The sequence below is a fragment of the Rhodococcus sp. IEGM 1307 genome (assembly GCF_030056915.1).
Lineage (GTDB): Bacteria > Actinomycetota > Actinomycetes > Mycobacteriales > Mycobacteriaceae > Rhodococcus_F > Rhodococcus_F opacus_D.
The window spans coordinates 284,927-309,542 of record NZ_JASHKW010000002.1 but is presented as its reverse complement, the minus strand read 5'-3'; the positions used below and the strand labels follow the sequence as shown (position 1 = coordinate 309,542).

The window sequence follows — 24,616 nt, the reverse complement described above, 5'->3', positions numbered from 1 at the left end:
GTGCCTGGCAACGCCTCGGCCAACGTGCAGGTGTCGCCATTCCCCGTGCGGCGCAGGGCGCCCGGCACTAAGTTCGGCGATGACGGTTGAGGTTCTACGCGAGGGGGCGGTCCGGCATGAGCAGGACACATTTCAGGGCTCTGACACTGGGCGCGGTCGCGCTGGCCGGGGGTGCCGCACTCAGTGCGGGCGCCGGGACGGCCGCGGCGGACGTCCTCACCGAGATCAACGGCTGCAAGATCGTGGCCATTCCGAACCCCGGCGATCGCACAACCTGCCCCGGCGCCGATCTGAGGTCCGCGAATCTAGCGGGCCTGAACCTGAGCTTCGCCGACCTGTCGGGCGCGAACATGACACGGGCGAACCTGACCGGCACCAACTTCGCCGCCGCGAATCTGTCGTACGCCGACCTGAGCGACGCGAACATCACCGGCACGAACTTCACGGATTCGCAGCGCAACGCGGTAATCCTGTACAGCACGGACATCGACATCTTCGGCACGATCGTCGGGGACATGAACATCACGACCGAACCCGAATGGTCCACCGACGCCCACGAGCGCGCACTCGCCTCGGTCGTCCCGGTGACACCGACATTTCCGGCTCCGTAAACCACTCCTGACCTAGTCACCCGGGCCGCGCACTGCGCGGTCCGGGTTTTCGTATGCCCACACCCCTTGACATTGGATACCCGCACTATCCACTATTAGATAGTATCGGTATCCAACATTGGGAGGCATCCGATGACGACGATCGACCCCACCCGTTCGACGCACCACTACGACGGCGAACTGGTGGTCTTCCTGATCGGGATGACCATCAACCGACCCTGGCGACCGGACCTGTGGCTACCCACCTTCCTCGCGATGCCGAGGATGCTGCGCGAACTGTCCGAGGACCCGGATTCGGGTCTGATGGGCTACCGCCTGACGTTCGAGGGGCGCGGCCCGACAGTGATCCAGTACTGGAACTCCGTCGACAAGCTGTACGCCTACGCCAGTGACAGCCAAGCGAAGCATCGTCCGGACTGGGCCGCATTCAACCGGCGGGCCCGCAAGGCGCCCGGTGCGGTCGGCGTCTGGCACGAGACCTATCCGGTGGACCGCGCCGAGTCGATCTACGTCGGCACGCCGGCGATGGGCCTGGCCCGCGCCACCGCACGTGTGCCCGTCACACAGAATTTCAGCCGTGCCCGAGACCGGTTGTCCCGCAGTAACAACACCCACGAACAGTGATCGATTCAGGAGAAACCATGGAACCCTTGATCGCCCTCGTTGCCGTCACTCTGGCACTCCTCGTTGCAGGTGCGGCGGGTGTGCGCCGGCTCCGGCCGTGGCCTGTTGCCCTGCGGGGCGGACTCGCGGCCATGTTCACGCTGACCGGCATGGCCCATTTCGTGGGGATGCGTGCGGAACTCGTCGCCATGGTCCCGCCGTCGCTGCCGAACCCCGAGCTACTGGTGACCGTGACCGGTCTGCTCGAACTGGCAGGCGCCGCGGGACTGCTGATACGACGCACTGCGCCGTGGGCGGCGGGCTGCCTCACCGCCCTGCTCATCCTGATGTTCCCGGCGAACGTGTACGCCGCCGTAGAGGGACTCTCGACGGGACCGTTCGAAGCCCTGATCCCCCGGACACTCCTGCAGGTCGTCTTCGTGTCGGCAACACTCGCGGTCGTGATCGCCTACCGGCGGAGCCGGGCTACGGAATCGCCCTCCGAAGCCCACTCGCCCGCAGCACCCGGCGTTGCACTCCCGCCCGCACTGCATCCTCGGACCCGATGATCCGCACGTGCTTTCGTGCCCGGGTGATCGCGGTGTACAGCAATTCGCGAGTCAGCAGCGACGACGCCTCGCCGGGAAGAACCACGGACACCGTGTCGTACTGGCTGCCCTGACTGCGGTGAATCGTCATCGCGTACACCGTCTGCACCGCGGACAGATGCGTCGGATGCAACAGGAATGGTTCGTTGCCCCGCACGAACGCGGCGACGAGTTCGTCGTCGTCGCGGCGCACGATCACCCCGGTGTCGCCGTTGTAGATCTTCGTTTCGTGATCATTGGCAGTCACCATCAGCGGCTGGCCCGGATACCAGCGATCCGGGTTCAGTCGCTGCCCCGTCGCCTCCCCTATCCACTCCATCGCCTGCCGCGCCCACCGCTGCACGCCGTACGGACCTTCCCGGTGCGCGCACAACAGCCGGTGCTCCTCCGAATGCCGCAGTGCAGCAACGGCATCGCCGGATTCCGCGGCTGCGGTGACCGCGGCGGCCGTCCCCACCACGTCCGCCCGCAACGCGTCCAGATCTTCGGGACCGTGGAACGACACCTCAGGGAAACCGCTCGACAGGATCTTCACGACCTCGTCCGGTTCGCCCTTCCGCACCGCGACGGCCAGCTGAGCGATGCCGCCGCCGAACCGCCGCCCTCGGCTGAGCCGCACCACTCCGCCCCGCAACCTGTCCCGTTCCCCAGCGCTCAAGGCGGCCTCGAGCGGGTCGTCGGCCGCCTCCAGGTCGGCGCCGACGATCCTGGCGAGCACCGGATTCTCGGTTCCCGTCACCGGCCTGGCCACGAGATCGGCCAGAACCGCGCCCGCGTCGACGGACGTCAGCTGATCGGGGTCGCCGACGAGCACCAGCCGGGTGTCCGGGCGGACCGCCTCGAGGAGCCGGCACATCATCGTCAGCGACACCATCGACGTCTCGTCGACCACGATCGCGTCGTAGGGCAGGTGATTGTTCGCGTTGTAGCGGAACCGGCTGCCACGGCCGCGCTGCCACCCCAGCAGCCGGTGCAGCGTCATCGCAGTCAGGTCGGGTGGCAACCCGAGTGCGTCGGACTGCTCGCGCACCGACTCCTGTAACCGCGCCGCGGCCTTTCCGGTGGGTGCGGCGAGCGCGATCCGGAGGCCCGGCCCGGGCTGCCTGGTCAGCAGCGCCAGTACCCGGGCGACGGTGTGCGTCTTGCCTGTTCCGGGTCCGCCGACCACCACCGACGTCCATTGTGTGGCGGCCACTGCGGCGGCGATTCGCTGCCGGTCCGGTGCCGGGGCCGGCTCCCCGTCGTCGTTCTGGTCGCGGAACAACGCGTCCAGGCCCTCCCGCAGCGACTGCTCGTCGACGAGGGGATGCCCGACGGCGCGCTGGTCGAGTACCCGCCGGATGGTCGCTTCCTGCCGGAAGTACCGGTCGAGGTAGAGCAGGCCACCCTCGGCCGTGTCGACGAGCCGCAGCGGTCGCAGCGGTCCCGCCGAACCACCCATGACCAGCGGACTCCGCCGCAGTGCCTCGACGACGATGCCGTCATCCGGCCAGGGCAGTGCGTCGAGATCGACTTCGGACTCCTCGTCGACGGTCACCTCACGGATCCGCGTCAGGTCCAGGCACACCGAGCCGGACCGCACCGCGCGCACCGCCAGCGCGGTGGCCAGTACGACGTCTTCCGAGGATTCGCCGCCGAGCGCCGACAACCGCAACGCGACGTGCACGTCCGCGGCGGCCAGCACACCGGCCTCGTTGAACACCCGCAGCATCCCCTTGCCGCGCTGCGCCACCTGCACCTCGGTCATCGCGTCCCCTCGTGCTCGGAGGCCGACCCGGACAGCAGATCGGACAGCTCGGTGATCAGCGCGGCGGGCGGTGCCCAGTCGAAGACTCCGCAGCCGGGCGGGGTGTCGGGGCCGACCATTCCGCGAACGAACAGGTACTGGACGCCACCGAGGTGCACCGCCGGATCGTAGTTCGGTTGCCGCCAGCGCAGATAGCGATGCAATGCAACGGAATACAGCAATGCCTGCAGCGGATAGTGCGCCCGCACCATCTCGGCGGCCATGCACTCGCGGGTGTAGTGCGCGGTGGTCAGGTCGCCCTGCGCGAGGCGATTGGTCTTGTAGTCGACCACGACGTATCGCGGTCCGGGCAACCGCAGCACGACGTCGATGCTGCCGGTGAGGTATCCGCGCAGCGGAGTCGGTTCGAGTGTCTGCACGGCATCGGCGTACGGCCGCAGCGGATCGTCGACGGGAAGGTGGGTGCGCAGCAGCCTGCCGACGCCGTCGAGCATCACGGTGAGCGAGGGTGTGTCGCCACCGGCGAGCGGCAGTTCGAAGTCGAGCTCCGCCAGCAGGTCTGCGGGGGCGATGTCGGCGAGAGTCGGCTCGCCCCCCGCGCCGAGGGGAGTCCGCAGCACGGGCAGCAGCGCCGTCGCCAGCTGGGCGGGGTCGATGTCCGACAGCGTCGACGCGATCACGTCGCGGCAGCACCGCAGGACTTCTGCTTCCAGATCGGGTGCCGCGGTGTCGACGATCTCGAAGACCGCGTGCACGAGCGTGCCGAACGTCGCGCCGCCGGGCAGTTCGTTCATCGTCGACGGCACCCCCGCCGTGACGTCGGCCGGCGCCTGCAACGGAGGTTCGGCCGGTTCGTCCGTCTTCTCCTCGACCTCGGCCTCACTGCCCACCGCGGGCGCGTCGTGCGCGGACGCGGTCAACGCCGAATACGACGTGCGACGCCAGCGCGTGTCGAGCAGCCGCCGGAAGCGCGCGGCTTCCAGGTCTCCGTGGGGCTCACGTTGTGGTGTCCACCCGACCCGCGCGATCGGGTCGGAACCCACCGCCTCGACGGTCACCGTCTCCGGCGCTTCCGCACCCCACGTCGACAACCGTTCCGCGACAACCGGATCCTCGGGGACGGTGACCTTCTGCGGGACCTCCCGCTGCCCGGGCTGCCGTCCCAGGATCATCCGGTGCAACGGCGCGCCTGCGGTCGTGAACGCCGGTGCCCACCACACCACGAGCCCGCACATCGCCCGGGTCACCGCGACGTACAGCAGCCGCAACTCCTCCCCCGCCTCCTCCGCGTCGTGCCGGTTCCGGCGATCCGCGTAACCGGGGCTGCCCGGACCACCGACGTCGAGGATGCGTCGCCCGTCGTCGTCGTGCAGCAGCAGTTTGCTCGGCTTCGAGATCTTCGCGGCGTCCCAGGCGTACGGCAGGTACACGAGCGGGAATTCGAGGCCCTTGCTGGCGTGGACGGTCGCGATCTGCACCGCCGCGGCGTCGCTGTCGAGTCTTCGGCTGCGGTCCACCCCACCCGAGGACGGATCCTTCATCCGTTCGGTGAGCCAGCGGGTGACGGCCGTCAGACCGAGCGACTGCTCGACGGCGGCACCGTTGAGCAACTGCGCCACGTGCCGGAGATCGGTCAGTGCCCGCTCACCCGCTGCCACCCGTAGCAGTCTCGCCTCCAGTGCGGCGACCGCGGAAAGTCTTTCGAACAGCGCCGCGAAACCGGACTGCGCGAACACCGCGCCGAGCTCGCGGAGCTGCCCGCCGACCTCGGCGACGATGTCGTCGCCGCGGGCGTCGAGTTCCTCGGCCGTGTGCCCGAGCAGCGGGGTCAGCGCGGCCAGCCGCACCCGGTCTGAACGGTGCGGTTGCTCGATGGCCTGCAGGATCCAGAGCCAGTGCTGCGCAGCCGGAGTGGTGAAGACACTGGCCCCACCGGCGAGCACGGACGGCACACCTGCCCGGTCGAGGGCGTCGTGGACCAGTGTGATCTGTGCGTTGGTGCGCACCAGGACGGCGATGTCGCCGGGTTCGACGAGCCGGGCGCTCCCCCCGACGTCGAGTGTCGCGCCACCGTCGAGGAGAGCGACGATGTCGGCGGCGAGGTCGGCCGCGATCCGCTTCCGGAGCGGCCCGACCGCGGGGTATCCCGACTTGTTGATCGGCCCGGCGCCGGTCCTCGGCAGATACCGCAGCCGCAGCGGCGCGGCACCCGTCAGACGCGACTTCGGTCTCGCACCGTCGACGCGGTGCACCACGATCTCGGGATGCCCGAGCGCGGCGCCGCCGTGCAGATATTCGAGGCCGTCGAGGAGTTCCTGATCGCTGCGCCAGTTGGTGGTCAACTCCTGGTGGCGGTCGGCCGACCGCACCGCGTCCAGATAGCTGAGCACCTCCGCGCCGCGGAACGCGTAGATGGCCTGCTTCGGATCGCCGACGAGCACCAGCGTTCCGCTGCCGTGGAACGTGCGGCGCAGAATGTCCCATTGGAGCGGGTCGGTGTCCTGGAACTCGTCGACGAGCACCACGCCGTAGCGTTCGCGGACTCGCCGGCAGGCCGCCGCACCGTGCTCGGGATCACTGAGGACGCGGTGGAGCAGCATCGGGAGATCGTCGAAGTCACGCAGACCCACTGCGCGTTTGCGCCGTTCGACTTCGGCGCGCACCGCCTCGGCGAACGCCACCCGGTCCCCGGCCGGGGTGCCCCGCGCATCTTCCGGGGCAAGCACGGCCTGTGGGTCGAAGATGGCGGCCCGGGCGGCCGCGGTGGCCTCCGCCGGCGTGAACGGCGCCGACTCGACGCGACTGTAGGCCCGCAGGTACAGGTCGGCGATCACCTCCGTCGTGAGGTCGTCGGCGGCCTCGACCAGCACGGTGTCGGGGTCGCGTTCGCCCGCGATGCCGAGCCCGTCGAGCACGCGCTGGCAGAAGCTGTGGGTGGTGACGATGGTGGCGGCGTCGAAGTCCGACAGTGCTTGCAGCAGGCGCCGGCGCCGTAGCGTCACCTCGTCGGTGTCGGCTTCGGCGAGATGCCGGATCAGTTGATCCGCGCTCAGCCGTGCCGCTGCCGGATCGGCCAATGCGGCTGCGGCGGAACCGAATCGTTCACGGGTGCGTTCCCGCAGCTCCTGCGTGGCCGCCCGGCTGAACGTCACCAGCAACAGCTGGGACAGGTCCACGCCTCCCTCGGCGACGAAGCGGGCGGCCAGGCCGACGATCGCGTACGTCTTGCCGGTGCCGGCGCTCGCCTCGAGCACCGTCGTTCCCTCCGGCAGCGGACCGAGGAGGTCGAAGCCTCGCGCGCCGGTCACGGCTGCGCCAACGTCTCGGCGGCGAGCAGCGGCGCCCACAGTTGCCGGGCGTAGTTCTCGATGGTCACCGTGTCGCCGAGGACGTCGAGCCCGGGCGAAACCCCGTACACGTACGTGATGTGCCGGTCGCGTGAGTCACCGAAGTCACTGCTCCATTCCTTCCGGGCCGCCTCGATCGCGTCCTCCATGCTGCTGCCGCCGTGGCGTCGTTCGGCATAGGCCGCCGACGCGCCCGTGGCGATCGGCAACGGCGCGTGCAGCCCCAGATCGCGCAGTTCGACGAGTCGCACCAACTCCTCCAGTGCGTTTTCGGGTGCGGTGAGGGTCGAGCGCCACGCCGGACGGCTGTACGCGCCGCGGCCGGTCGTGACGGCAGTCCACTCGGTCTCGTGGTCGGACGCCGCGACGGCCAGCAACTGTGCCCAGGCTGCGAGGCGGTGTTTCGGCCCCAACTTCGAATACGTGGTGCTCGCGATCACCGACCCGTGCACCCCGCCGACGGTGCCGGTGAGGCGCCGTCCGGAGCCGAGATCGACATCGACGTCCACGGTTTCCGCCCGCCCGACGTGCACGGACCCGCTGACGGCGACGAGCGACTCGACCGCGTGCTCGATTCCACCGAGCACCGACTCCCCCAACTTGAACGGTGGCAACGTCCCGCGGCGCCACTCCGCGGCGCGGAAGTCGGCCAGTTCGACTCCCGTCAGCCTCGCGACGAGCATCCTCTGGCCGAGATCCCACCGGGCCAGCGGATCGGGCGACACCTCCAGTGCGTCGGCGAGGTCCTCGTCCACGTCGGGGACCCGCAACCCGAGCCGTTGCCGCAGAAACACCTGCGTCGGGTGCACCAGGAACGCGATGAGGTCCGCGAGATCGACGTCCCCCAGCGGCGGCGGCACCAATGGCGCAGGCAGGAATGCGGGCTCCGGTTCGGGCGGGTGCTGCGCGGCGCGGGCACCGGCCAGCGCCGCCCGATCGAAGCTGAACGGGTGCCCGGGCCGGAAGTTGCGTGCATCGAACGGCTGCAACGGATGCCGGGTCACGACGCCGGGGAGGGCATCGCTGCCGACGGTGGCCGCCACTGCGTCGAGCAGCTCGGACAGCGGGATCGCCGGCGGCCGGGACATGCCGGTGACGGGGTCGGCGCCCGTATAGAACAGCAGGAGTTTCTCACTCGCCGACATCACGGCGTCGAGCAGCAGCTGCCGGTCCTCGCTGCGCGGATCACGTTCGCCGAGAAGCGGATTACGGGCCAGCACGTCGTCGCCGTCCACGCTCACCCCGCGCGGGAACACTTCGTCGTCGAGGCCGAGGAGAACGACGACGCGGTGCGGCACCGACCGCATCGGCACCATGGTGCACACCGTCAGCTCGCCGGTGCGGAAGTTCGCGCGGGTGGGGCGGCCCGCGAGCCGGGTGGCCAGCATGGCGCGCACGTCCGACAGTCGCAGGACCGCGTCGCCGCCGTGCTCCATCGCCGCCCCGAGTTCTCGTCGCGCCTGCGCGAGTTGCCACGTGTCGGCGGCGCTGACGTCGACGAGGAGGTCGAGTGCCCGGGTGAGCGCGCTCGACCAGTCCGCGACCGACTGCGGACCGCCGAGCCCGCGCAGCGCGACGTCGAGCCGGTCGACGAATTCGGCCAGCCGCCCGGTGAGGTCGATGTCGTTGCTGTCGACGTCGTCGAGCGGCAGCGCCAGGGCGAGCCATTCGCCTTCGGACTCGTCGGCGGCGGCGCCGAGCAGGATGCGGTCGAGCGCGGTGGTGAACGTGTTCTGCGGGAAGTCGCCGAGACCGAATGCGGCGCGCTGCCGCGGCCCGATTCCCCAGCGGGCGCCCGTCGCGGTCGCCCACTCCCGGATCCGTTCGAGGTCGTCGTCGCCGAACCGGAACCGCCTGCGTACCGGCGCGGCCGCCGACAGGTCGAGGACCTGACTCGCCGTCACCCTCGCGTCGGCGAGTTCGAGGAGAGTCGACATCACGGCGAGAACCGGATTGGTCTGGTGCAGGGCACGATCCGCGAGCCGGACCCGGAGGCGATGGCCGGGATGCCCGAGCACGTCCTGCCCGAACGCGGCCCGGATCAGCGGGGCGTACGACTCGACGTCGGGGCACATGACGAGCACGTCACGCGGTTCGAGAGTCGGATCGTCCTCGAAGAGATGCAGGAGGCATTCGCGCAGGACCTCCACCTGGCGGGCCGGTCCGTGACAGGCGTGGACCTGGACGGAGGTGTCGGCCGTGCACTCGGCGAGCGCGGGCGCCCGGTCGTCCCGGACATCCGCCTGCAGGCACCCCAGCAGGGAGTCGCGGGGCGCAGGCCCCTCGTGGTGGAGGTCGTCGACGTCGAGGCGGGTCAGCCTCGACTCGAGTTCGCGGACGTCCCGCGCCAGGCTCGACAGCAGCGGGTGGGCGACGGACAGCGCGCTGTGGTCGTCGGCGCGTGCGAGAACACTGTCTGCCGTCGACAACGACGACCACATGGCCGGACTCGGATGCGGAAGCCACAGGTGCACATCACGATTGACGGCCAGGGCGGCGAGGACGGCGATCTGATCGGTGGCGAGGCGCGTCGGACCGAACAGCGACAGTCGGGCGGGGAGTTCGACGAGGTCCGGTTCCGCTCGCAGCCGGGCGCAGGCGGAGTCGAGCCGCTCGGCGGGAGCGGGGCTGCCGATCTTCTCGCGCAGCCGCCGCCACAGTTCGGCCTGCCAGAGAAGGTCGTCGTCGAGTGGACCACCCGCACCGTCGGTGTCGCGGCCACCGGCCCAGTCGACCAGCATCGCCGGCCGCTGTGCGGCGTAACTGCGGAACAGATCGGTCAGGTGGGACGCGGTCGCGTAGCGCCGGCCCGGCCGGTGATCGTCCGGGTCGCGGTCCGGGACACCGTGCCCGAGGTGTTTCGCGAGGACGGCACACCAGGGCTCACCGAGGCAGTCGTCGACGACGCCGAGCAACGCCCACAGCACCCGGGACGAGTTCCATGGGTCGTCGTCGGCGGACACCCCGGTGGCGGCGGCGAGGCACTCGTCGACGAGCCGGGTCGGGGACGGGAAGTCGATGTTGGCGGCCACCCCGTCGCCGACGTCGGGCCGGGCACCGAGCGCGGTCGAGAGTCGCTGGGTGAGCCAGCGCTCCACCCCCTTCGCCGGGACGGCGACGACCTCCCGGGCGAACGGATCGGACAGCGGGGTCGCGAGCACGTCGCCGAGAGCCGACGCGAGAGTGGTGGAACGCTCGGCGCGATGCAGTACGAGCACGTGGCCTCCCTTCGCTCCCCAACTCCGGTCGGCTCAGACTTACCACACCCCACCGACTCGGGAGGCCCACTCTGCAGGTGAGTGGCAAAGTGTGCCGGGGCACGCTTCGCCACTCACGTCAGCGGCCGGGGCGCGCCTGGGTGAGGTGCGGGACCCAGCCGTGGGTGGGCCACTTCTTCAGACCGACCTTGGCGGGGACGATGCGCTTGTTCACGAATTGGCTCTCCAGTTCGGTGTCGGGCTCGCCGGTGAACCGCCACAGCGCCGCGTCACCGGGTCGTGCGACGGACGACCAGGACTTGGCACGGTATGCGGCGCGAACGATGTTGTCCGCGAACACGATCACCGGGATGTCGTCGGTGTTGCGCACGGCAGCGCCTGCCGCCCACGCGCCGCGGGACAGTTCATACACCTCTTCCGGCGTCACGCCGCGCCGGGACGCGGCAGGCACGTCGAGGACGACGCAGGGAGTCGGCAGGTTCGGGACGGGTTCTGCTGCGTACTGCAACACGAGGTCGTCGACGGGTACCGCGCGATGCTCGCCCGCGCCACCGGCGAGATTGCTGAGCACCGCACCCTCGTTCAGCCCCAACGCTCCCACGACTCCGCCCCGCACCGCGCCGGCGACGTCCCCGGTGTCGGCGATCCGATGCGCCACGACGTAGTGCTCGACCTCGTGGCCGGAATCGTAGATCTCGCGGATGCGGGCGATCGTCGCGGCCTTCACCTCGGCGCTGTCGGTCTCCGGATCCTCGAGCGTCTTCCGGTGCTCGTTCTCGGCCAATGCCTCCCACACGTAGCCGTATACCCGGGTGCCGCGTCCGGCGCCGACGTAGAACACCGACCTGTTGCGGGGATCGAGGAGGGCGTAGACGTAGGTGCCGAGTTCCTCACCGACCCGCTTCGGGAACGGCTGCGGCGCGTGGCGGGTCTGATACACCTCTTTCAGGATCAGGCGCAGCGCCGCCAGTTTCAACGCGACGGGCACACCGCCGTCGATGCCGTCGAAGAGTGCGGTGGCCGCGCCCTGCACCGAGGAGAAGGTGTGCCCGATGTGCCGTTCCAGCGACTTCGTGACGTCCGCGAACTGCGCGAACCGCACCCGGGGGTCGGGTGCCGCGTTGTCCAGGTCGTTGGACGCGAGGAAAGTCTGGACCTCGGAATTGTCGAGCCAGCGAGAAGTGATGTCGATCGGGATCGTCCAGACGGTAGCCATGCCCCTACCGTAAGGGAAAACCTGGGTGAAGAACTCGCACGAGGAAGGCTCGAGGAGATTCGAACCCTTTCGACGTCCTACCGAGTGCGGGAGGATGGAGTGGTACCCATTGCGACGCAGGTTGGGAGAACATTCATGACAGCGCCCAGCTACTCCACCCGCACAGCCGTCGACATCGCGGTCGGCATTCTCATCGCCTACCGCGGATGCTCCGAGAACGACGCGTTCACCGAACTCGCGGAGACGTCGCGCCGGCACAAGGTCGCCCTCGCGCGCACCGCCCGCGCACTGATCGCGTTCATCCAGACCCATCACCACGACCTTCCCGCGTCCGACGTCACGGCTGCCGCTCTGCAGTGGAGCCACGCCACTCCGTACCGCGGCGCGTTCGGTACGGCTGCGTGAATTCGGTCGAAGTCTGAGAATTCTCTGGCTTCGACGGCGCGACGCTGCCCAAACCTTCAGACTCGATGTGAGACCGAACGACCAGCGCACCGAGATACGAAGAGGTAACTGAGTTGACGATCCGCAAAATCACGGTTGCCGCGGTAGCGATCGCCGCAGCCCTCACGATGTCCGCTTGTGGTTCCGACGAGCCGTCCGGCCCGAGCGCAACCACCACGTCCACGACCACGGCAGCGGCCGAGACCACCGACGACCTCGTTCTGCCGACCGCGGCCGAACTCAACGCCCTGCTGGCGAAGGGCCTCGACCCGGCCACTCCGCTCGAGGAGAAGATCGCGATGGTGGAGGGTTCGGAGCAGGACCCGAACCTGTTCAATCAGGTTGCTGCCGCCGCCCAGCAGGCGGGCGCGCAGGTCACGGTCCTGGACCCGGTGATCGACAACGGTGACGGCAGCGCCAGCGCGCAGCTGCAGCTGACGATCAACGGCCAGGTGCAGCAGAACACCCTGCCCGCGATCTTCGTGCCCGGCGAGAACGGGACGTGGAAATTGTCGAAGGCGACGGCATGTTCCATCGTGGCGATCGCGCAGCTGACGTCACCGGCCTGCCCGCCCGCCTGATCCGGACTTCCGCGTCACGCGCCTTCCAGGGCCTCCCCGATCTCCTGGACGGCGCGGTTGTGCTGATCGGTGATCAGGATGTGTCCTGCCGCGATGGTCAGGGCAACCGGCCATTCGATGATCTCGACGGCGGCGAGCAAGCCGATCGCCGCGAAGAATGCCAGTTGCTCGGGCCTCGGCAGCGGCACCCTGCCGAGGATCGGTAGCTGCACCGCGAAGCTGCGGGCCTCCCGCACCCGCTGGACGGCGTCGCTCTGCGATTCCGCCTGCGACGTTCGTTGGGCCATGGTTCGTCTCCCTTGTCCGTGCCGTTTCCCGGTCAGCCACCTTGATCGCGGACCGTGTCAGCTGTGCTGAGTTCCGTCGCCCAGACCGCTGCCGGTGTCTTCTCCGCCGCCGGGGACCCGTTGACCGGGGTGGTCACCCGCGTGCTCACCCCACCGCTGCGGGAGGTGTATGCGGTGCTGTTGCGGGCGGGTGTGATCGAGATCGTCGACTGATCGCCCGCAAGCTTTTCGAGCAACCCCGGTGCGAACGCGGCCGCCGCGGCCGCCGCACCCGCGCAGCCCAGCGCCTGGGCCCACCCGACCGGTCCGAGCGGGGTGCACCCGAGGAGCTGACTGACACCGGGAGTACTGACCATGACGGTGAGTGCGGCCAGTGAACCGCCCGCGGTGAGCACCACGAGCGGACTCCGCGAATCGATGAGTGTCTGACCCAGCTGCGTGCCGACCAGCGCCACCAGCCCGACCGTCGACGCCCGGCGTTGCCTGCCCGTCACGCTCGCCAGCGCCCACGCCGTCGTCGCGCCTGCCGCGGTGGCGGCGCCGCGGATCGCGACGGTCCGCCACAGCGCAGCGCTGTCCGGGCCGCGGCCCTCTCCCCGGGCCTGTTCGTTGGGCGGGCTCACCGCGAGGGCGGCCGCGGGCAGGGCGTCCGTGAGCACGTTCACCAGCAGGAGCTGACGCGCGGTGAGCGGCGACCGTCCGGCGATCGCGCTGCCGATCAGCGCGAACGCCACCTCCCCGGCGTTCCCGCCGAGCAGCACCGACACCCCCGCCTGCACCCGCCGCCACAGCTGACGGCCCTCGTCGAGGGCGTCGAGCAACGCGTCGACACGGCCGTCGAGGAGCACCACGTCCGCGGCGCTGCGGGCCGGGTCGCTGCCGCGCGAGCTGACACCGATCCCCACGCTGGCCGCCCGGATCGCGGCCGCGTCGTTGGCGCCGTCGCCGACCATCGCGCAGACGTGACCGACTCGCTCGAGGGTCTGCACGATCTGCACCTTGTTCTCGGGCGACATCCGGGCGAAGACGACGCACTTCTCGACGGCATTCTCCTGCCCCCGGTGCGACAGGGTGTCCCAGTCGGTCCCGCTGATCACCTGCTCGGACGACACCGCCAGTCCCAGCTCTTTCGTGATGGCGGTGGCCGTGACGGGATGGTCGCCGGTGATCAGCCGGACCCCGACCTGTAGCCCTTCCAGTGCCGGGAGCAGTCCGGCCGCTTCGGGGCGCGGGGTGTCCGCCAGCCCGAGCAGTCCGACGAGTTGCAGCCCACTGCCGCACAGATCGTCGAGCACCGCGGTGTCGTCGGCCGCGCGACGCGCCTGGAAGGGGGTGACGGTCCGGCGGGCGACGGCGATGACACGTAACCCGTCGGCAGCCATGCCGAGAACGGCGTCGTGGACCTCGTCCGCGTCGATGCCGGTGCACGCCGCGACCACGACCTCCGGTGCACCCTTCACCGACACGTGTGTCCCGGACAGCGAGGCGGAGTAGGGCCGTCCGGAGCGGAACGGAAGGTAACTGCTCCGGTCTTCCTCCTGCGGTAGCAGGTCCACGGCAGCGTCGGCGATCGCGGCGTCGGTGGCGTGCGCGGCCGGACTGCCGTCGGGGGTCACGGCGCTCCGGCCCGCGCACACGAGCACGTCCTCGCGATCGAACCCCGGCTCCGGGACGGCGGTGACGACCCGCAGTCGGTTCTCGCTCAGGGTGCCCGTCTTGTCGAAGCACACCACGTCGACGCGGCCGAGTGCCTCGACGGACCGCGGCGTCCGCACCAGTGCGCCCGACCTCGTCAGTCTGCGTGCGGCGGCCTGCTGCGCGAGTGTCGCGACGAGCGGTAGACCCTCGGGAACCGCCGCGACCGCGACCGCGACGCCGCTCGTGACGGCCTGCCGCAGTCCGGTGCCGCGCAGGAACCCGACGGCGGTGACCAGCGCGCCGCCTCCCACGCTGACGGGCAGCACCCGGTCGGTGAGGCTTCTGAGCTGCGCCTGCAGACCCACGTGCGACGCACTCGCGGGGGTGAGGGCACCCGCGCGTCCCGCTTCCGTTGCGTCGCCCACCGCGGTGACGATCGCCGCCGCCGTGCCGGTGAGGATCGTGGTCCCCGCGAACACCATGCAGGCGCGGTCACTGAGTGGTGCGCCCGGAGTCGGCGACGTCTGCTTGCTCACCGGCAGCGATTCCCCGGTGAGCGAGGACTCGTCGACTTCGACGCCCGACGCCTCGACCAGCCTGCCGTCGGCGGGCACCACCTCGCCGGGACCGATCTCGATCACGTCGCCCGGCCGCAACCGCGACGCCTCCACCCGCTCGGTCACCCGGCGCTCCGGAGGCCCGGCGACGCGATGCGCGGGCGGATCGCCCGCCGCCAGCAACCGGTTCAGCAGACGTTCCGCGTGCAGGCGTTGCACGGCCGACAGCGCGGCGTTGCCCGCCAGCACGGACCCCACGAGCACCGCGTCGATCGGCGACCCCAGCAGGGCGCTCGCCGCCGATCCGGTGGCGAGGACGGGGGTCAGCGGATCCGACAGTTCCGTCCGCATCGCCCGGCCGAAATCCCAGGCCAACCCGACCGGCCACGCCGTGAGCCGCCCGATCGCCTCGACCGGGGTCAGCACCAGATTCACCGACCGGCGCCGGGAGACCGCGGCCTCCTCCTCGTTGCGCGCGGGAAGCAGCCGGCGCACGTCCGGCACCGGCATCTCGTGCCAGGCGTGAACCGGGGCGGCGGGTGGAACCTCGGCCCGCAGCACAGCGCGCGCGAGGGAATGCCCCGTCCACAGTCCTGCCGCCGCGCCGACCGTGACGGGTCCGGGTCCACGCCCACGCACTCCCGGCAGCATGACGAGCGCACCGAGCATCGACGCCGCCGTTGCGATCTCGACGCCGCGCCGGCTCGCCGTCCGCGCGTCCGGCAGGGACCGCAGCACCCGCCACACTCCGACGAGGTCGTCGACCAGCAGGTCCGCGCACCACGGCGGCGGGGCGTCGTCGACGAGGACACCGATACCGACATCGGCGGACGACAGTGCGTGCGGCGCCCGGCCGGCGACCACCGCCACCGTCGCGCCGTTCGCCTGCAACTGCGCGACGGCGTCGCGCAGATCGACATCCAGTGATCCGCTGGAGGGCAGCAGATCGTCGAACGCCGAGCGGAGTCCGCCGAGCGTATCCACGTTCACCGACACCACCTGGGCGCCCGACGAGCGCGCCTGCGCGAGCACGGCCGCTGCGCTCGGATGGTGCGCCGGGGTCACGAGTACGGCGGCATCTTCGTCCACGGCTGCCGCGGCGACATCGTCCGGAAGGTCGGTCAGCGCGTGCCAGCCCACCCCGAGGGCGCCGGCCTCCACGGCAGATCGAGCGGCCTCCCACACTCTCGTCCGGTCGGCGTCCCGAACCGCACGGATCCCGCTCACCCGAAGTTCGGCCGTGTGCAGCACCGACGGGTCCACGACCACCGCGTCGACCCGGTCCAGGCAGCGCAGCGCGCCGGGACGCAGGGCCAGCACGGCGTGGCGATCGGCCAGTCCACGGCCCAGTGTCGCGGCGAAGGCCTCGCGTGCGGTGCGCGCCGCCTTCGGCGCGGCGACCAGGGCCGCGTCCGCGGCGCCTGCGACGCTTCGGGTCGCCGCTCCCACCGCGGTCGCGCCCACCCACTGCGCGATCGCCGCCCGGTCCACGTCCCGCTCCACCGGTCCCGATGCGCCGCGCGGGCGGGCGGGGCGCTCCGTGTCGTCCGCGGGGTCCCGGGCCAGTTCGGGTTCGCGGCGGTGCCACACCCGCCGGCCCGACCACGCCTCCGCCGTGATCGCCGACCGCAATGCCACGTCCACGGCGAGTGACGCAGGTGCCCGCCGCAGCACGTCGCCGACGGCCTGAGCGGTGGCGAGCAGCAGTTCGGCGGCGTCCGGCCCGAGCCGGTCCTCGACCATGCTGCGCAATCGGGGTTGATAGTTGACGAACGTGACGGCGGCGGCTGGCACCGCCGCCGGCAGGGCCGGCATCGGAAGCAGGCGAACGCCGGCGGCCGCGACCAGGCCCGTCGTGACGGCGGCCAGTGCGAGCGCGCGTTCGGCGAGTGCGACGTCGTCGCCGGGAAGTTCTCCGGGCCGGTCGCGAACGGCACCGCGGGCGATCGGTCGCGCGACATCCTCCGCGCCCTCGACCACGGCACACAGCGCGGCCACCGACGGTCCGTCCTCGTCGACCGTCACCACCAGCCGGGACAGCGCGCGGTTGAGTTCGGCTCCCGCCACACCGGCGGTCTCCCGGACGGCGCCGAGAACGGTCGCGGCCACGTCGTCCCCGCGAGGTCCGTCGAGTCCGCGGACCTCGATCCAGGCACGGCCGTGTCCGGAACTCGTGCGGCGGGCCGGGGTTCCCCCGAGCACCTCGGTGGCGATCTGCGTCGCAGTCCGTGCGGTGGTCGCCATCAGATCGGCAGCGACCGTGCCCCCGTAGGACACCACCCCGAGTCCGACACCGGCGCCGCGCACCGGCAGGGATGCGGCGGCACGGACGTATCGACCGAGTCCCACGGCAGCTACTGCCTGGAACCCGCGCCGAACTGCCGCAGCACGAGCGCCGCCCCGCCCACGGTGACCAGCACCGGCCACTCGACCAGTCCGGCCGCGCCGACGGCGGCCAAGGTCAGCGCGGCGGCAGGCGTCGAATGACTCCCGCTCTCCATGCCGGACCGGACCCCGCTCGCCGCTCCGCGCACTCCGCCGACCACACCACCGATCGCGGCCCCTCCGACCGCGCCGACCGCACTGGTCGTCGCGTTCGCAGCACCTGACACTGCGTGCACTGTGCCATCGACGATTCGCATCATGAGCTCCCATCGGCCGTGGCCACAACCGCCGATGCACGGCGGATCATGTCTGCGGTACCCACCTCAGGGTATTCTCAACCGCCGCGCGCCGGAACAGTTTCAGGGAACTCTCAGCTGCTATCGGATACTGTTCTGCCCCATAGGAATTCGATCACCCTGTTCGCTGCGCCAGAATTCCCAGCCGTCGTGGGTTTCGATGTCTCCGCTGATGTGACTGGCAACAGCGGTCGCCGCCGTCGTGGGGTCGGGGAACCGGCGGCCCTGCATCGGACCACGCATGATCTCCAGAGTCTGGGTGTCGGGGTCGAACCGTCCGACCAACCGATATCCCTCGAAGTCGGCCACGACCTCGAGGCGGGTATCGATCAATTCCTCCAACGCCGCCGTCGCCTTGGCCGGCTTCTTCCGGGCCGAAGCGCGGGCGTCGGCGTCGGCGCGCAACGTCGCCGCCGTCGTCGCGCGTTGCGCGTCGCTGTACCGGCTGGGGTCTTTCTCCCCCGCCAGCCCGAGCAAGTCCCAGCGCCCGCGACCGTGCGCGATCCGGCTCAGCGGGATCGCGTGATGTCCGGTCCGCGTGCGGCCGGGGGTGTCCATCATCCACAGATCCACCTCGGCGCGGATGTCGTCGGCGACCTCGGACGAGGGCACGACGAAGAACTCCTCCGGCGAACTCGCGAGATCCACGAACACCCAGAACTGCGAGCCGGTGTCGTCGTCGTCGAGCGATTCGTCCTGTTTGCGGGCCTGCCAGTCGCCGCTGAGCTTGGAGCGCACCCGCACGATGCAACTCGTGCCGTCGTCGCCCCAGACCTGGACGGGGTTACGTCGCGAGTGGGTGAGCCGGACGGCTTTGCCGCCCCGTTCCACGACGTCGGCGATGAAAGCCTGGATTCCCCGGCTGGCGGTGTCTTCCACTGTCTACGTGTCCGTCCCTGATTCTGCGCCCCGTACGCAGGTGGAGAGAGGTGTGGCGACGGGTTTGCACAGCACGACTCGGGGGTTCTTCTCCTCACCTTACGTGCCGAGCCCGGCGCGCGGTGACTACCCGACCGTGCGGGCCGCTTCCGCGGCCTCGGCGAAGAACCACGACAGCACCAGTGCACCGGGGTCCACGACGCCGCGCGCCGCCTCACCGATGTAACTGGCCCGGCCGCGCCGCGCGGTGATGTCCGCGGTGGCCTCGGCACCGCGGGCGGCGGCGTCCGCGGCCTCGGCCAGACCCTCGGCCGGCCCCTTCCCGGCCGCGACGGCCGATTCGAGGGCGGCGACGGCGGGGGCGATGGCGTCGATCATCGTCTTGTCTCCGGGTTGCGCCCCGCCGAGTTCCTGGATCGTGTCGAGGCCTGCTCGTGCCGCGGCGGCGATCGCCTTCGTGTCCAGTTCGTGCGGTGCGTCGGCGGCCACCCGGTAGAACTGCCGGAACCAGACACCGAACAGCGCGCCGGACGTGCCACCCGCGTGACCGAGGTAGGCGTCGGACAGTGATTCGAACACCGTCGCCGGAGAGTAGCGGTCGCGGATCCCGGGAACGTCGACGTGGTCGAGGGCGGCCACCATGTTGGTTCCGAAGTCCCCGTCGCCCGCGCGGCGATCGAGGTCGGTGAGGTTCGGTTCCTCGGCGAGCACCTTCTCCACGAACGCGCCGATCCACGCACCCACCGCCGCCCGGCCCAGCGCGTCGGCGGTTCCGGGCACCTCCGCCTCGTGCTCGCGGGAGGCGACGTTCGACCGGAACCGCACCTCGGATTCGTCTGCGATGCCGCGGAATTCCCCGGCCGGGGCGTTGGGCCATCCCGGTGCGGCGGTCGGTGCGTCCCACAGGTCGAGGAGCTGGTCGTCGCAGCGCACCAGCGTGATGGACGCGCCGTCCATGTCGAGGGCGGTGACGAAGCTGCCGACCAGCGAGCGACGGATCACCACACCCCGCTCCGCGAGGTGGTCGGCGAGCTCACCGAACAGCAGTTGCAGCTCCAGCGGATGGGCCGCTCCGAGCCCGTTGACGATCGCGATCACCGGCTCCCCCCGCTCCACGCCGAGGGAGGCGAGCACGGGGTCGGTGAGCCGGCGGACCAGTTCGGCCGCCCCCATCGCGTCGACCCGTTCGGTTCCACGTTCGCCGTGGATGCCGATCCCGAGTTCGATCTGCCCCTCCGGGAGGTCGAACGACGGCGAGTCCGCCCCCGGAACGGTGCACGCGCTGAGCGCGACCGCCATGCTGCGGGAATTCCGGGCGGTGCGCCGCCCGAACTCCGCGACGGTGGCGAGGTCGTCGCCGCGTTCGGCCGAAGCGCCGCAGATCTTCTCGACCGCGATCGTGGCCGCGGTGCCGCGACGTCCGGGCCCGTCCTCCCGTTCGGAGGCGACGTCGTCGTCGACGAGCACGTGCTCGACCGTGATGCCGTCCTCCGCCGCCAGTTCGCCGGCGATGCGGAAGTTGAGGACGTCGCCGGTGTAGTTCTTCACGATGTGCACGACTCCGCCGCCCGCGTCCACGGCCCGGGTCGCGGCCCGCACCTGCAGCGCGTTGGGCGAACTGAAGATCAGGCCGGGGCAGGCTCCGGTGAGCATGCCCCGGCCGACGAACCCGGCGTGCAGCGGTTCGTGCCCGGACCCGCCGCCCGACAGCAACGCGACCTGCCCGGACGGCAACGGTTCCCGCCGTGTGAGATAACCCGGTTCCGGATGCCATTCGAGATCGTCGGTGGTGGCGACGGCCCCGCGGAGCGCGTCGACGACGAAGGACTTGGGCGAGTTCAGGAACTGTGGGTGCGCCATGCTCCCAGGCTAAGCGTCCGCATGTGAGTGCCGCGGAGTGCCGGAGCACACTTTGCCACTCACGTGGGAGGCGGCGGCCAGCGCTTCCTCGAACTCCCGCAGGCCCGATTGCGATCCGAGTAGGAGCGCGAGCCGGGTCAGGAATCCCTCGCGGTCCGATTCGTCCGCCTGGTCGAGCGCCTCGGACAGTCCCATCCACACGTTCTCGCGCAGCAGTTCGTCCGGTGTCGCCGTCGTCTCCGTGTGCGCGGGGACGACGCCCAGCGTGGGGGCGGTTGCCGTTTTCAGGTGGTCGTGGACGTTGCCGAGCAGCGACAGGTCGCGGACCCGGCACAGGACGAGTCCGTCCGGGCGGATCACGAAGCACTCACCCGCGGACGCGCCGAGAGCCGTCGGCAGCGCACCGTCGGGGTCGTCGAGGACCGTCAGGTCGGCCGCCGCGGCCACCGCCGCACCCGGTGCCGGGACGACGACCGCCCGCACCGATTCGGGCGACAGCGCCATCGTGAGCGCGGATGCGTGTGCGGCGATCATCCGGGCACCGGCCGCGTCGACTCCGACACCGAGGAGCGCGAAACCCGTTCCCCGGACCCGGTTCAGCGACGACTCCACCGACCCTTCGGCGGTGACGACGCGGACGCGCCGGTCCTCCATCGGATCCCCGGGCAGCACGCCGGTCGTCCCCTCGGCCACCGGCCACGTGAGCGGCGACAGGTGCGCGTGCGTCGCACTCGACTGCCGCGGATTGATGAGGTGACCGAACTCCGGACGGGTCGTGGCCAGCGCCAGCACCGCGTCGCGGGTGGTGCGGTAGCCGTGGCTGCCGGGCGACATGATGAGCGTCGACTTGCCCGCGTTGTCGACGTTCTGCCGCCAGGCGGCGCGCCGCTCGGACGAATATGCCTGCAGGAGAGACCCGTCTGCGGTCCCGTGGACGACGGCGGCCAGGGTCCAGGCCAGGGTCTCGGCGTCCTCCATGCCGGAGTTCAGCCCGCGGACGCCGAAGATCGGCACCAGGTGGGCGGCGTCGCCGGCGAACAGGATGCGACCGTGCGTGAAGTCTTCCAGCGCGAGCGCGTGCGCGCGGTAGAAGCCGTGCCATTCGAGGGTCCACGGCACGTCGTTCTCGAGCCAGTCGAGGTGCCGGGTGATCCGGTCGCGGATGCGGTCTTCCTGCGTCTCGAGTTCGGCGTCGTCGGAACTGTCGAGTTGGTAGTCGATGCGCCAGATGTCGCGGGGTTGCTGATGCATGATGATCGTCGAGCCGGGGTTGCTCGGCGGGTCGAACCACACCATCCGCTCGGCGGGCAGCGTCGATTCCCAGTGGATGTCGGCGATCACGTAATTGCCCTGATAGCTGTTTCCCTGCAACCGGATTCCCGCGAGTTCGCGCATCCGGCTGCGACCGCCGTCGGCGGCCACCACCCAGCGCGCGCGGAGTCGGCGCGAACCGAACGCGGTGTCGACGTCGAGCGTCACGTCCTCGTCCGACCGCAGCACCCCGGCGACGCTCGACGACCAGTGGAACGTGATCAGCGGGTGCGCGAGCAGTGTATCGGTCATGATCTGTTCGATCTCGGACTGCGACACGTTGACCATGGGCCCGCGGACGTCGTGTTCGCCGTGCGCCATCTGGAAGTGCAGCACCTGCTCGTCGCGGTAGAAGCTGCGCCCACCCACCCAGGGGAGCACGATTTTCTCGAGTTCCGGGCCGAAACCGAGCCGGGCGGCCACCTCGAGGCTGTGCCGGGAGATACAAATGGCGCGGCTGCCGAACGACACCTGGTCGGCGGCCTCGAGCACGGTGACGGGGATGCCGCGCTGCGCGAGGCCGAGCGCGACGCCCATGCCGACCGGGCCCGCGCCCACGACGACGACGGGCAGGGCCTCGTCCGTTGCACCGGTCGACGCGAACTCCGTCGCCGGGTACTTCTGTGGCTGAAAGTAGGTGGACATGTCAGGCGACCTTCGCTTCCCGGCGCTTGGTGTTGGTTTCCGGCAACAGCAGGATCGAGACGAGACTGACCACGGCGATCACCACGAAGTAGGCGGTGACGGCCGTCGAACTGCCGAACGCTTCGAACAGCCACGTCGCCATGAACGGTGCGAGCCCGCCGCCGAGGATGGCGCCGATCTGGTAGCCGAGAGACGCACCGCTGTAGCGGATGTGGGCGGGGAAGAGTTCCGCGAACAGTGCCGACTGCGGCCCCGCGGTGGTGCCGAGGACCGCCGCCATCACGATCATCGCGAGCAGCATGACGGGGATCGACGCCGTGTCGATGAGCGGGAAGAACACCGCGGCCACGATCACGAGCGCGATCGAACTCCACGTGTACACGCGGCGCCGGCCGAGCACGTCCGACTTCCAGGCCGACACGGCCATGCCCGCCATCCAGACCGGGCACGCGACGATCAGCAGTGTGAGCATCGTGGCGCGGCTGTAGCCGAGTTCCTTGGTGCCGTACGTCAGGACGTACACCATGAACACGTAGGCGATGCCGTTGGTCGCAATGAACGTGCCCGCCGCGAGCAGGACCGTCCGCCAGTTGCGGGTCAGCACCTCGACGATCGGCATCTTCACGATCGTGTCGCTCTCCTTGGCCTCCGCGAACGCCGGGGACTCGAAGACGCCGAGCCGAATCCACATCGCGACGCCGACGAGCACGGCGCTCATCAGGAACGGCACCCGCCAGCCCCACGTCTGGAACGCGTCGTCCGACAACAACTGGGTGACGGCGAGGAACACGACGTTCGCCATGATCACTCCGGCCGGGACACCCATCTGCGGCGCCGCGCCGTACAGTCCGCGCTTGCCTTCCGGGGCGTGTTCGGTGGCCATGAGCACCGCACCGCCCCATTCGCCGCCGACGCCGATGCCCTGGACGAACCGCAACGCCACCAGCAGGATGGGTGCGGCCACCCCGATGGCCTCGAAGTTCGGGAGCAGGCCGATGCCGACGGTCGCGGCGCCCATCATGGTCAGCGACAGCACCAGCATCGACTTGCGCCCGATGCGGTCACCGAAGTGGCCCATGACGACACCGCCGATCGGGCGGGCGATGAATCCGACCGCGAACGTGGCGAATGCGGCGAGGGTTCCGGCGAACGTCGACGCGCCGGGGAAGAACTGCGGTCCGATCACCAGGGCTGCGGCGGTGCCGTAGATGAAGAAGTCGTACCACTCGATCGCGGTACCGACGAAGCTCGACAGGACTGCCCTGCGCGCTTCCTTGTGGGACACCGGCGGTGTCGCCTCGGTGATTGCCGTCATCGTCTGCCTTCCCGGGTTCTGCTGCGCGCATACTCATCGCGCTACCGGAAAACAATGACCCGACTCACATACATCTGAAAAGCGGGACTATCCCCGCATGAATTGCAGAAAAACCGTGGAAGGCACGAATGCGCAGCTCAGGGCGTGACGAACCGGATGAATGCTCGCGCGACCCGGCTCAGCGTCGCCTCCTGATGCCATGCCACGACCACGGCCACCGACGCCGGTTTCGGTTCGGCGATCGGTTTCACGACGACGGGCAGACCCTCGTACGTGACGTCGACCAGGGGTCGTTGCAACAGCAGCGTCCACCCCAGGCCGCGTCCGACGAAGGCCCGCGCCGTCTCGAAGTTCGCGGTCCGGTACGCCACCCGGGGCGCGAAACCGGCCTCCCGGCAGACGTCCATCGCATGGTTGGTGCTCGGTGGCGCGTCCAGCAGCACCATCGGGTGCTCGGCCAGATCCACGAGCCGCACCGGCCCGTCGACTCCCGCCAGCGGATGCTCCGTCCCGAACACCACCATCGGCTCCCGGGTCATGAGCGGCACGGTCTGCCACTCCGGGGACAGGTCCAGGTCGTAGACGATGGCGACGTCCAGTTCGCCGCCCTCGAGCTGCGTCCGCAACCGGTTCTGCGTGTCTTCCCGGAACTCCACGGACGCCCGCGGGTACTCGGCTGTGAACGCGTACAACATCGACGGCAGGATCGTCGGGCCGAGCGCGGGGTAGCAGCCGACGGCGATCGGCCCCGCGACGACACCGCCCTCCCCGGACGCGTCGGACTGCAACTCCCCCGCCTGCTGTAACAGGGCGCGCGCCCGCGACAGCACCGCCTCCCCCGTCGGGGTCAGCTGCACACCGCGGGCCCGCCGGCGCACACACAATTGCGCCTTCAGTGCTTTCTCCAGGTCCGTCACCGCCGCGGACAGCGCCGACTGCGACAGGTGCATCCGCTCGGCCGCACCACTGATCGTTCCGGTCTCCGCGACCGCCACGAACGCCGCCAGCTGGCGCATCGTGTACACGGGGACGGTGTCGGGGCGGGGCATGCAAGAACGGTAGCCCGGA

The 24,616-nt window shown here is 70.4% G+C and carries 17 protein-coding genes; 5 read left to right on the top strand and 12 right to left on the bottom strand.

The features are described 5' to 3' along the window. Positions 1–116: 116 nt before the first annotated feature. The 3 genes from QM841_RS05190 to QM841_RS05180 all read left to right on the top strand — a co-directional run bounded on the left by QM841_RS05190 (position 117) and on the right by QM841_RS05180 (position 1,783). Positions 117–611: a pentapeptide repeat-containing protein gene (locus tag QM841_RS05190; RefSeq protein WP_283331151.1), complete on the top strand. Its 495-nt coding sequence runs from the start codon at positions 117–119 to the stop codon at positions 609–611. Positions 612–743: 132 nt separating this feature from the next. Beyond that, complete coding sequence (locus QM841_RS05185; protein WP_283331150.1) at positions 744–1,235, top strand: DUF4188 domain-containing protein; 492 nt, start codon at positions 744–746, stop codon at positions 1,233–1,235. A 17-nt stretch (positions 1,236–1,252) separates the two neighbouring features. Continuing rightward, positions 1,253–1,783, top strand: a complete 531-nt coding sequence (locus QM841_RS05180; RefSeq protein WP_280782115.1) for a DoxX family protein — start codon at positions 1,253–1,255, stop codon at positions 1,781–1,783. On the opposite strand, the gene recD is transcribed toward QM841_RS05180, so the two are convergent. The 4 genes from recD to QM841_RS05160 all read right to left on the bottom strand — a co-directional run bounded on the left by recD (position 1,701) and on the right by QM841_RS05160 (position 11,350). Then, positions 1,701–3,569: an exodeoxyribonuclease V subunit alpha gene (recD, locus tag QM841_RS05175; RefSeq protein WP_283331149.1), complete on the bottom strand. Its 1,869-nt coding sequence runs from the start codon at positions 3,567–3,569 to the stop codon at positions 1,701–1,703. The genes QM841_RS05180 and recD overlap by 83 nt on opposite strands. Then, positions 3,566–6,916, bottom strand: a complete 3,351-nt coding sequence (locus QM841_RS05170) for a UvrD-helicase domain-containing protein (protein ID WP_502943217.1) — start codon at positions 6,914–6,916, stop codon at positions 3,566–3,568. The genes recD and QM841_RS05170 overlap by 4 nt, the downstream gene beginning before the upstream one ends. Then, entirely contained in the window at positions 6,874–10,134 is a 3,261-nt protein-coding gene (gene recC / locus QM841_RS05165) for an exodeoxyribonuclease V subunit gamma (RefSeq protein WP_283331147.1), read from the bottom strand. Before recC ends, QM841_RS05170 begins: the two co-directional genes overlap by 43 nt. 118 nt (positions 10,135–10,252) lie before the next feature. Then, complete coding sequence (locus QM841_RS05160) at positions 10,253–11,350, bottom strand: GIY-YIG nuclease family protein (RefSeq protein ID WP_283331146.1); 1,098 nt, start codon at positions 11,348–11,350, stop codon at positions 10,253–10,255. Positions 11,351–11,485: 135 nt separating this feature from the next. On the opposite strand from QM841_RS05160, the gene QM841_RS05155 reads away from it, so the two are divergent. Further along, on the top strand, positions 11,486–11,755 hold the full coding sequence (locus QM841_RS05155) for an ANTAR domain-containing protein (RefSeq protein ID WP_005563493.1): 270 nt from the start codon (positions 11,486–11,488) through the stop codon (positions 11,753–11,755). A gap of 113 nt (positions 11,756–11,868) precedes the next feature. Then, positions 11,869–12,375: a WKL family lipoprotein gene (locus QM841_RS05150; protein ID WP_005252352.1), complete on the top strand. Its 507-nt coding sequence runs from the start codon at positions 11,869–11,871 to the stop codon at positions 12,373–12,375. Positions 12,376–12,389: 14 nt separating this feature from the next. Here QM841_RS05150 and QM841_RS05145 read toward each other — a convergent pair whose 3' ends face one another. The 8 genes from QM841_RS05145 to QM841_RS05110 form a co-directional block, all read right to left on the bottom strand. After that, positions 12,390–12,662 (bottom strand): hypothetical protein, encoded by a 273-nt coding sequence (locus QM841_RS05145; RefSeq protein WP_105413430.1) that lies wholly within the window; start codon positions 12,660–12,662, stop codon positions 12,390–12,392. A 32-nt stretch (positions 12,663–12,694) separates the two neighbouring features. Next, positions 12,695–17,206: a cation-translocating P-type ATPase gene (locus QM841_RS05140; RefSeq protein ID WP_283331145.1), complete on the bottom strand. Its 4,512-nt coding sequence runs from the start codon at positions 17,204–17,206 to the stop codon at positions 12,695–12,697. 5 nt (positions 17,207–17,211) lie between these two features. Further along, positions 17,212–17,469, bottom strand: a complete 258-nt coding sequence (locus QM841_RS05135; RefSeq protein WP_280782123.1) for a hypothetical protein — start codon at positions 17,467–17,469, stop codon at positions 17,212–17,214. 150 nt (positions 17,470–17,619) lie between these two features. Further along, positions 17,620–18,417, bottom strand: coding sequence for a hypothetical protein (locus QM841_RS05130; RefSeq protein ID WP_283331144.1), 798 nt, complete (start codon positions 18,415–18,417; stop codon positions 17,620–17,622). A gap of 126 nt (positions 18,418–18,543) precedes the next feature. Beyond that, positions 18,544–20,277, bottom strand: a complete 1,734-nt coding sequence (gene dhaL, locus QM841_RS05125; RefSeq protein WP_283331143.1) for a dihydroxyacetone kinase subunit DhaL — start codon at positions 20,275–20,277, stop codon at positions 18,544–18,546. Positions 20,278–20,286: 9 nt separating this feature from the next. Then, positions 20,287–22,233 carry an FAD-dependent monooxygenase gene (locus tag QM841_RS05120; RefSeq protein WP_283331142.1) on the bottom strand — a complete coding sequence of 649 codons (1,947 nt, stop codon included), beginning with the start codon at positions 22,231–22,233 and terminating at the stop codon, positions 20,287–20,289. A 1-nt stretch (position 22,234) separates the two neighbouring features. Continuing rightward, a complete protein-coding gene (locus QM841_RS05115; RefSeq protein WP_283331141.1) occupies positions 22,235–23,548 on the bottom strand; it encodes an MFS transporter in 1,314 nt (437 codons plus the stop codon). Positions 23,549–23,685: 137 nt separating this feature from the next. Further along, a complete protein-coding gene (locus tag QM841_RS05110; protein WP_283331140.1) occupies positions 23,686–24,597 on the bottom strand; it encodes a LysR substrate-binding domain-containing protein in 912 nt (303 codons plus the stop codon). Positions 24,598–24,616: the final 19 nt, after the last annotated feature.